Genomic DNA, 9,111 nt, shown 5'->3' on the forward strand with positions numbered 1-9,111 from the left:
ACCGATCACAACCTCAAGATCTGAGGCTGTAGTACTGGGTCGCAGCCAGCGTGGACTTGGCATGACGGTCGGTCAGAACGCCGAAAGTCGAGTAAGCCGTCGACGACCGAACAATCGAGATCCGCGGCCGTACACTGATGTGAGGCCCCTCGCCCTGCTTGGCCGGGGACATGGGTAGAAAGACGATGGTGGCCCCCCTCACTGTGGATGAGGAGGGCCACCATGCTATTTGTGCGCTGCTGCGCCGTCAGGCGCGCACGTCGAACTCGCCCGACTGGACGCCGGCCACGATCACCTACGTCGGCGGCTTCGCGGGAAACGGATCGGGGTTCGCATCGCCCGTCATGAACCATCAGGATCGATGACTTTATTCCAAATGAAATCCGGTTCAGGCACTGGCTCGTCTGTGCCAGCGAGAGGGTTGTAACGAAATACGTCAGCTGTAGTTGGCGGGTTTGCCCAGTGGACCGCGGCAGCAATCGGATCCTTGAGTGATGCCGACGCCAGATGCAGATGCTTTCCCCAAAGGGCCATTCGCAGTTGCTTGGCCCAGTTGAAATGAACCAAAGCATCGTACACGCCCACCACTATTTCACTGTCGTGAGTCATTCCGCGACGGTTGCAATTCACGGATCCAACAATGGCGAACTCGTCATCAAATATCCAAGTCTTCGAGTGTACGGTGCTTCTGCGATGTGCGCACACGGAGACCTTATTTGGAGCGGCGGACAGCAGCGGATCCAAGAATTCACGACGGCGACGCCAGCCTTGGCGGATCTCGCTATTCACTGCGTTCGTGTCGGGAATGAGGATGACAAGCGAGGCAAGCCTGGGGAGCGCGGCCAGCAACGCCTGGCTGGTGGCCATGTCGACAAGGTACTGGTCTTCCACGTAGATGCACCGTTGGGCGGTTGCAATCGCGTGATGGAGGAGGCTTCGAGCTGATCGATCTCCAGTTGTCGCGAACCCGTACCCCCCCGGGGCGCCCGCGATGCCCCTGGTGCCGTTCGGGTAGGTCGTTGCAGCCTGAGCCTGTTTGTCAGCGACTGCCGTGAACGACGGTGCTACGGATTTCAGAGAAGTCCCTGCCGAGCTTGGATGATCGCTCCAGCGCTCCTTGAAACTACGATAATGATCTTCGGCGACATGTCCCCGATAGCGACAATGCACATCGTGTAGGTGGAGAACATCAGGGCTCGGGCGCTTTAGGCGGTCCGGAGCGAGATCCATTCCCCCCGAGAAGGCGACAAGTCCCTCGCCGCCATACACGATGATGATTTTCTGATGATGCGTGCCAATCGGCACGTGGCGATCATCGTGGATGGCGCGCCCAGTCGGGAGACCGTTAATGAAATCCACGGCAAAAACATTGAAATCTCCAAAGGCACCTGAACCGCCACCCATACCGCTGCCGCCGCCCGCAGCTCGGTGATCCAGGAGTGCACGAATCGCCACACCTCGATCACTTGCCTCTTTGAGCAATCCATCGATGGTGGAACCCGTGTCTCCCGGCACGAGCTCAAAGCCAAGCTGACAAGACCAGCCAGCAATGCATACGAAGTGATCTGGCCCTGAGGTCGAGCGAATCGCTGACGCGATCTCTTGGAATGCTTCCTCTCCAGTGATGAATGCTTTAGCTTCGTTGCCGTCCCTAGCCCGAGTGCGTGAGGTGTTCACGAACCATCGGGCGATTGGTCTGACCTCTCCGGCAAATTTCGCGTCGAGCGTCAGCATCGTTCCTTTTCCGACCACGGGATCTGAGGGTGCGATACCGTTGGCGGCTTTGAACTGACTGACGGCGTTACCGGTCTCCGGACCGAACCATCCGTCGGCTCCGTGCAGCGGCAAGGGAAGCCCAAGAGCCAGTAGTGCCTGCTGGACCTTTTCGACCGCTGACCCCTTCTCCGGATCATGCATGCGATGCATACCGGCGGCGCACTGCTCCAAGATTGGGTCTCCTGCGAAGCGTGTTGCCACCAGCAAGGGAGCCGACTGGGCTGGAGGGGGGCTCTCCGGCAGCGCGTCGGTGATTGGCTCCCCGGTGGGGTCTACTCGGTGACGTAGTTCAGCCGAGCTGGGCTGGAAGCGTTGATCTCCCGGATACTCGATGACGATCTCATGAAGGCCCGACGAAAGAGCTGAGGTCTGAAAGGTTGCCTGTCCATTCTGGTCCAACTCGGCGTAGCCCAGGACGGTGGGCCCCTCCTTGAACGTCAGGCTTCCTTGTGGGGTGCCCTGTCGGGGTGGGACGGGATGCACCGATGCCGTAAGTGTCACCTTCTCTCCGAGCTTTGAGGGATTCGGCGAAGTAGATAGCTTGAACACATAGCGACCGGCTGCTGAAGGGGAAAACGAGATGGTGCCGTCCGGTTCGAGATTGAAGGCTGTAGCGAAGATCCCATTTGCGGTCCGCGGAAGGTAGCCTTTGGCGGGGAGCAGCACGGCTGATAGCCCACGCGGAGATTGGGCCGACACTTCGAGGTTGGCGATGCCGACGAGGTCGCTGTCGGCATGGGTGGCATCGATGCTGACCGCATAGCCGCGTAGTACCAGCGTTTGGGTGTCGCGTCCGTTGAGGAACTGGTCGAACTCCGGTTTGTAGTCGACTTTGCCGTCTGGTTTGACATCGAACAACCAGTTCCCGACGATTCCCGAACCCGGCTGGAACCCATAATTTGCAGCCGGCATGAGAGTGAGCCGATGAACCTGGCTACGTGGCAGTGGCCCCGCATTGCCCGCAAGATTCATCGGTATGAGGTCATGCGACAACGCGATGCCATCGACATCAACAAGCCGCCCAAGCACCGTCAAACGAGAAGAACCACGCCCATCGAGGAACTCATCAAACTCCGGATTATAGTCGACATTGCCATCTGGCTTGACATCGAACAACCAGTTCCCAACGATTCCCGAACCCGACTGAAACCCATAATTTGCAGCCGGCATGAGAGTGAGCTGGTGAGTTTGGCCGCGCGGCCACCAAGTTTTGCCTTCAGCGGTCAGCAACAGATCGTGAGACAGTGCGGTACCGTCGATGCTGATCGCATAACCGCACAGAACCAGCGTGCCGGTGCCACGTCCGTTCAGGAACTCGTCGAAGGCCGGGTCGAAGTCGACTGTACCGTCGGCCTTGACTTCGAATTCGAAGCGCGCGGCTAGGTTGAGGGGCTGCAGATGATAACCGGTCCGCGCCGGTAGCGATACGCGCGGCGGTGGCGAGGTCGAGCCGTCCAGGACCTCGGTCCCACCTTCAGGGATGGTGAAGTAGGGAATCGTGAGCTGCGAGGCATCGATCTGGATGTCAGGCATGGCAACTCCTCGGCCAAAAAGCAAAAAGGGGCGTACCGTGGGTTTCCAGCCGGGGTGCTCACCCTTTGCAGGCTGAGGAACCCCTCCCTGCAGGACAGTGATGAAGACGAAAGAGAAGTGGCGCGGGCTGCGGGCTGACGTGTAACGGAGGCGCTCAGACTCCCTGTGCAGAGCGCCACGCCGAGTTCATTTCCAGGATCTCGCTGCGGTTCCCCTTCCGCAACCGGCGTCTCCCTTGCGGTCCGGTTCGCCACCGGTGATCACTTACGTGACCGGTTGCCGCCCGCTTTTGCGAGGAATTTCAGATCCGTGAGTTCGCGGCAACAAGACTTACCGAGTTTAAAAGTGGCGCATTCAAGGTGTTGCGTGGGCCGTGTCCTCAGTTGCCCGGCAGCCGGTATTCCTCAGCCACGCCGCGCTCGCTATGCGCGCTCGGAGTGACGGTGTGATGCACGGGGCGTCCCGGCATCAGGGACCGGGCGGGCGCGGGGAGCCGCGCGCTGTGCGGCGCACCGGTGAGGAAGCCGCGTGCCTGCAACAGGGTGAAGCCCGCACCGTTTCGGCTCCCCGGACGGTGCATGGCCGAGCCCCGTGTCACACCCGGCGCTAACGTCGGACGCGTTGCGTTCCCCTAGCTGCTCCGGTAGGCAGTCGAGGCGTGCAGAACTGCGGTCCGCGGGCGGAGAACGGTACCGATGAGATGACCGTCCCTTGCTCTTCCGCGGCCTGCTGATGGTGTTTCCGCTGCCGCAGCTGGCAGCCGAACTCCGTGCGGGACTCGCCCCGGTCCTCCCTCTTCTCCAGGGCCTGCCTGACGCCGAGCGCAAGAAGCGCCTGGCGCAGGCACTCGGCCTCTCCCTCTCCGCCACCACGCTCACTGCGGAAGCCCTGCTCGCGCGCTTCGCCTTCCCGGACGCGGCGCCGCCGGGGGACCTGTGGCCCGTCCTCGTCGGAATGCTGCGGGCGGCGGTGCGGCAGGCCTCGCCGGACTGGACGCTGACGATCACGGACGTGCTGTCGGCGACCCCCACCACGGTGACGCCGCTCGGCGCCACCGTCCCCGACACGATCGACCTCAGGTTCGCGTTGCCTGATTCGCTCCCGCTCGTACCCGGTCTGGCCGTACGCGACGGGGTCAGCCTCGTACTCACCCTGCCCGCCGCCCAGCCGGAGGCCACCGCCGCGCTCACCTTCCGCGCGGACGGACTGGAGCTGCGGCTCACCGACAACGAGCTGCTGAAGCTTCTCGTCCCCGACGGCCTCGCCCTGAAGGGAAACGTGGCGGCCCGGCTCGACAAGGACGGGCTGCGTGTGGGCGGCGGCGGCAGCGGCAAGGGGATCGCGCTGCCCGTCGACCGGGCTCCTGCCGCTCTGCGCGCGCCCTCGGTGAACCTTTCCTCGAGCGACGGCGGGCTTCGGCTCACCACATTCTTCCGCGCCTCGCTGCTAGGGTTCGGTGACGCGGCGGTCGAGGGCACCGGACTCGACGTCCGACCGGCGGGCGACGGCTTCACGGCGACGCCGGCGGCCCCGACGGGCATCCGGCTCACGCTCGACCTCGGACCGGTCAAGGGCGGCGGCATCCTCGGCGAGCAGGGCGGGGAGTACCGGGGCGCGCTCTCGTTCAGCGTGGGCGTCGTCGACGTCAGGGCCTTCGGCATCCTGCGGCCCAGCCCGCCGTCGGTGCTGATCGCGCTCAGCGCCGAGTTCACGCCCCCCGTCGAGCTGGGCCTCGCCTTCACCCTCAACGCCGTAGGCGGCCTCCTCGGCATCGGCCGTGCCCTGGACCGGGTGGCCCTCGCCGAGGTCGTGCAGGCCGGCCACCTCGACGACCTGCTCTTCCCCGCCGACCCCGCCGCCGCGGCACCGCGCATCCTGACGACCCTGGGGGCGGTGTTCCCGGAGCGGGCCGGGAACACCGTGGTCGGGCCCATGTTCAGGGTCGGCTGGGGCCGTCCCGTGTCCTTCGTCACCGCCGACGTCGGGGTGGTCCTCGAGCTGCCCAGCGGAGTGGTCGCCATACTCGGCAGGCTCCGGGTGGCGCTACCCGCTCCGCAGGCTCCGGTCCTCGACCTTCGCGCGTCGATCGCCGGCGTCGTCGACGCCGCGAACGGTCTGGTCGAGATCAACACCAGTCTGGCCGGTTCCCGGCTGCTGACCTCCTCGGTAGAGGGCGGCCTCGCGCTGCGCGTGAAGACGGGACAGGACGCCACCTTCATCCTCAGTGCCGGCGGCTTCCACCCCCGCTACACCCCGCTGCAGAACTTTCCGACACCCAAGCGGCTCTCCATCCCCATCTCCGACAGCCCACTGCTGAAGATCGTCTTCTCCGGGTACTTCGCCCTCACCCCCGGCACCGTCCAGGCGGGCGCGGAACTGTCCGCCGTCATCGGGTCGAGGAGCACCGGCGTCTCCGGGCGGCTCTCCTTCGACGCGCTGGTGCGCTGGGAACCCAGCTTCGGCGTGGTGCTCGACCTCGGCGGCTCGTTCGCCCTGCGCTTCGCGGACGAGACCCTGTGTTCGGTCGGGCTGCGCGTCCACATGGAAGGGCCGACGCCCTGCTGGTACATCGCAGGCCGGGCCAGCGTCTCCTTCCTCTTCCTCGACGTCAGCTTCCCCTTCGACGAGCGGTGGAATTGCACGCGACAGGTCGAGGCTCCACCGCCCCCGGACGTCTGCCGGGCTCTGGAGGGGGCGCTGGACGACCCCCGCAGCTGGGAGCCCGTCCTGCCGGACGGCGCCCGCACGATGGTCTCGCTGCGCGCCGACGACATGGCCGCGGGCCGCCTGCTGCATCCGCTCGGCCGGCCGCGGTTCAGCCAGCACATCGTGCCTCTGGGGACCCCCGTGGTCCGTTTCGGGCCCGGCCGGCTGCCCCAGCCCACCACCTTCGACGTCAAGGTCACCTTCCCCGGGGGAACCGGGGCGGAACAGCCCGTCAAGGAAGACTTCGCGCGGGCCGACTTCTTCGACCTCACCGACGACGAGAAGCTCACCCAGCCCGCCTTCGAGGAACTCCGCTCCGGCAGCGAACTGTCGCCGCCCGCAGCGGCCGCCATCGCCCGCAGTTACACCGTCCCGGTCGAGTACGAGACCAAATGGCTCGGCGGCGAGGCGCCCACACCGAAACCCTCCTGGCAGATCACCGACGTTGCTCTCAACGCCGCACTCGCCCACGGTGCCGTCGGCCGCAGCCTCGTCCACGCCCTGCGCAGCCGGTACGCCGTGCCGCCGCCCGCACCTGTCCTGAAGCCGCGCGAGTACATGATCGCGCATGCCGGCACGCTCAAGGCGGAGACGACGTTCGCCGGCACATCCACATTCACCGAAGCCACCGCGCTCCTGAGGACCGTCACGGGCCGGTCGGGGAACCTCCAGGTCGTGCCCGCGTACGAGGTGAGGCCATGACCGTGTACACCTTTGCGTCCTGGGACCGCTCCGGCACCGGCGCCGCCGCCTGCCTGACCGAACCCGACAACCTGACCCGCACCACCCCGGTGCGCGGCTCCCTCGCGTCCACCGCCTCCGTGAACGGCCGCCCCGGACGGCCTGTCCCGCAGCCCGCGCTGCTGCTGTACGGTCCCGGCGACGTCCGGGGGATCGACCCCAAGGAGATCGTGCGGGTCTTCCCCCTCCCCGGCACACCCGACGCGGAGCCCACCCGCTTCCCGCTGGTGGAGTTCGAACGCAGCGACTTCCCCTGGCTGTTCACCCCGCTTGCCCCCGGCGGGGCCGGACACCTGCGCCCTTGGCTCGCCCTGGTCTGCGTGCCCGCCACCAAGGCACCGCAGCGCACACCGGGAGTCCCGCTGCCGGTGCTGCGTGTCGATGCGAGCGAACTTCCTAACCCCGCGTCCCTGCACTTGTGGGCGCACGCGCAGATGCTCCCCGGCCACGAGAACGACCCGCGACGGTCGGTCTCCCGGCTCCTCGCACCGCGTCGTCTCCTGCCCCACACCGCCTACACCGCCTGCCTGGTCCCTTCCTTCGAAGCGGGCCGCCTCGCCGGCCTCGAAATGCCGACCACCGGCGCGGGCCTGTCCCCCGCCTGGGGCACCGAACGCGCGGAACTCCCCGTCTACTTCTCCTGGACGTTCACCACCGGGGAGGCCGGCGACTTCGAGACTCTCGCCACGGCACTGAAGGCCTACCCCCTCCCCGCGAGCGCCGGCCGCCGACCGCTCGACGTGAGACGGCCCGGATTGTTCGCGAACGGCCCCGGACCGGTCGTCCAGCAGGTGGAGAGCGCACTGCGCGCGCCCAACAGCCCACCCCGGGAACCGTGGCCCACCGGCGAGCAGAGCGAACAATGGCGACATCGGCTCGCCACCGCACTGGCCCCGGTCGCGGACGCCACCGACGACAAAGACCCGGACGTCCTGCCCCCGCTGTACGGCGGCTTCCACGCCCTGCGCGCGACCGCCGACCCGGCCTGCCCCGGCTGGCTCGACACCCTCAACCTCGACCCGCGGTGGCGGGTCGCGGCCGGCCTGGGCGCCAGAGCCGTGCAGGCCGACCAGGAGGCCCTCATGGCCTCCGCCTGGCGCCAGCTCGCGGACGCACGGGCGGCCAACCGGTTCATCGACCTCGCCCGGTTTGCCCGGCTGATCATGGGTCGGATGCACCTGCGGCACGTCAGGCCGCTCTCCGCCGACGAGGTGCTCCGCCTCGCCACACCGCTGCAGAGCCGCATCCCGCTGGGCCCCGACACCACCCTGTGGTCGTCGATCCGGGCGAGCCCCCTGCCCAAAGCCATGGCCACCACGGCGTTCCATCGCGCGGTACGCCCCATGGGACCGCTCAGCCGACGCATCGAGCTGATCACCCGACGGTCGGCGGACGCGCCGCAGCCACCACCGTTCGCCACCGTCCTGTCCAGGGTCGCCTCCTCCCCGTTCGGGCTCGCCGTGCCCCAGCGCGACCCGGACGGCGCCGTGGCCTTCGCCGTCGCACCAGAGCGCGTCGTCGCCCCCGAGCGGCTCGACGCCGTACGGAACGTCTTCGCACCCGAGGACGGTGCCGCGGACGCCTGGCGGCGGATCGCCGCCGACGCGACCGCACGCTCCCTGCGGCGCGCGGTGACCAGCGAACAGCTCGCCGCCACACAACCGGTGCCCGCCGCGACGCTCAACCGCGCCTTCAGGCTCGCCGCACTGCCCGAGGTGGAGGTCCCGGACGACTACCTGCCGCGGACCAAGGTCGACCGGCGCGGCGATCTCGTCCTGCCCACCACACCCCCGCGGACCGTGCCGGCCGGGCTCGGCCTATTCACCGGCGGCCCGGCCACCGGTACCGAGCCATGGCGCCTCACCGGTTCCTGGACCGGGCCGTGGGACGGAAAGAAGGGTCCCGGGGGTGAGCCCGCGGGCCGCTGGCGGGGCCTGTGCTCAGGCGCCTTCGACGCGGGCCCGGAGCAGTCCGGAACGTGGGAGGGCACCTTCGAGGGAACCTGGAGCAACCCGGTCACGGGCGACGCGGGCACCCAGCTCGCCCTGTTCACCGGCACCTGGGCCACCGGCTCTGAGCGCGGAACGTGGCGCGGCGTGTACCTCGGCACATGGGGCGGCCCGAACTTGTCCTCCGGCGGCGTCTTCACCGGCACCTGGAACTCCCCGACCCACCACGGCACGTTCCGGGCCGACTGCTCGGGTGAGTGGGACTGGGACACCCTCCCCGGAGACTCGTCCGGGGAGTGGTGGGAGGACTGCTACGGCGAACTCCGCCTCGTCGGCGAGGGCCCCAGCCCGCAGCAGGATCCCTGGGAGCCCGGTCGGCTCAAAGAACTCGTCGACGCCTGGCACG

Annotated in this window: 3 protein-coding genes; 2 read left to right on the forward strand and 1 reads right to left on the reverse strand. The window is 67.4% G+C overall.

Going from position 1 to position 9,111, the window contains the following annotated elements; translation table 11 throughout:
- Positions 1-342: 342 nt before the first annotated feature.
- The gene (locus VXC91_RS39270) at positions 343-3,309 is read right to left on the reverse strand and encodes an Ig-like domain repeat protein (protein WP_329512145.1); all 2,967 of its coding nucleotides are present in this window, start codon (positions 3,307-3,309) and stop codon (positions 343-345) included.
- 711 nt (positions 3,310-4,020) lie between these two features.
- Between VXC91_RS39270 and VXC91_RS39275 the strand changes: the two genes are divergently transcribed.
- Together VXC91_RS39275 and VXC91_RS39280 are read left to right on the forward strand one after the other, a co-directional pair.
- Positions 4,021-6,717 (forward strand): DUF6603 domain-containing protein, encoded by a 2,697-nt coding sequence (locus VXC91_RS39275; protein WP_329512146.1) that lies wholly within the window; start codon positions 4,021-4,023, stop codon positions 6,715-6,717.
- Positions 6,714-9,111, forward strand: a 2,398-nt coding sequence (locus tag VXC91_RS39280; protein ID WP_329512147.1) for a hypothetical protein, incomplete at its 3' end; no start/stop codon positions are given. The genes VXC91_RS39275 and VXC91_RS39280, both read left to right, overlap by 4 nt.

It is taken from the genome of Streptomyces chiangmaiensis (assembly GCF_036281785.1).
Lineage (GTDB): Bacteria > Actinomycetota > Actinomycetes > Streptomycetales > Streptomycetaceae > Streptomyces > Streptomyces chiangmaiensis.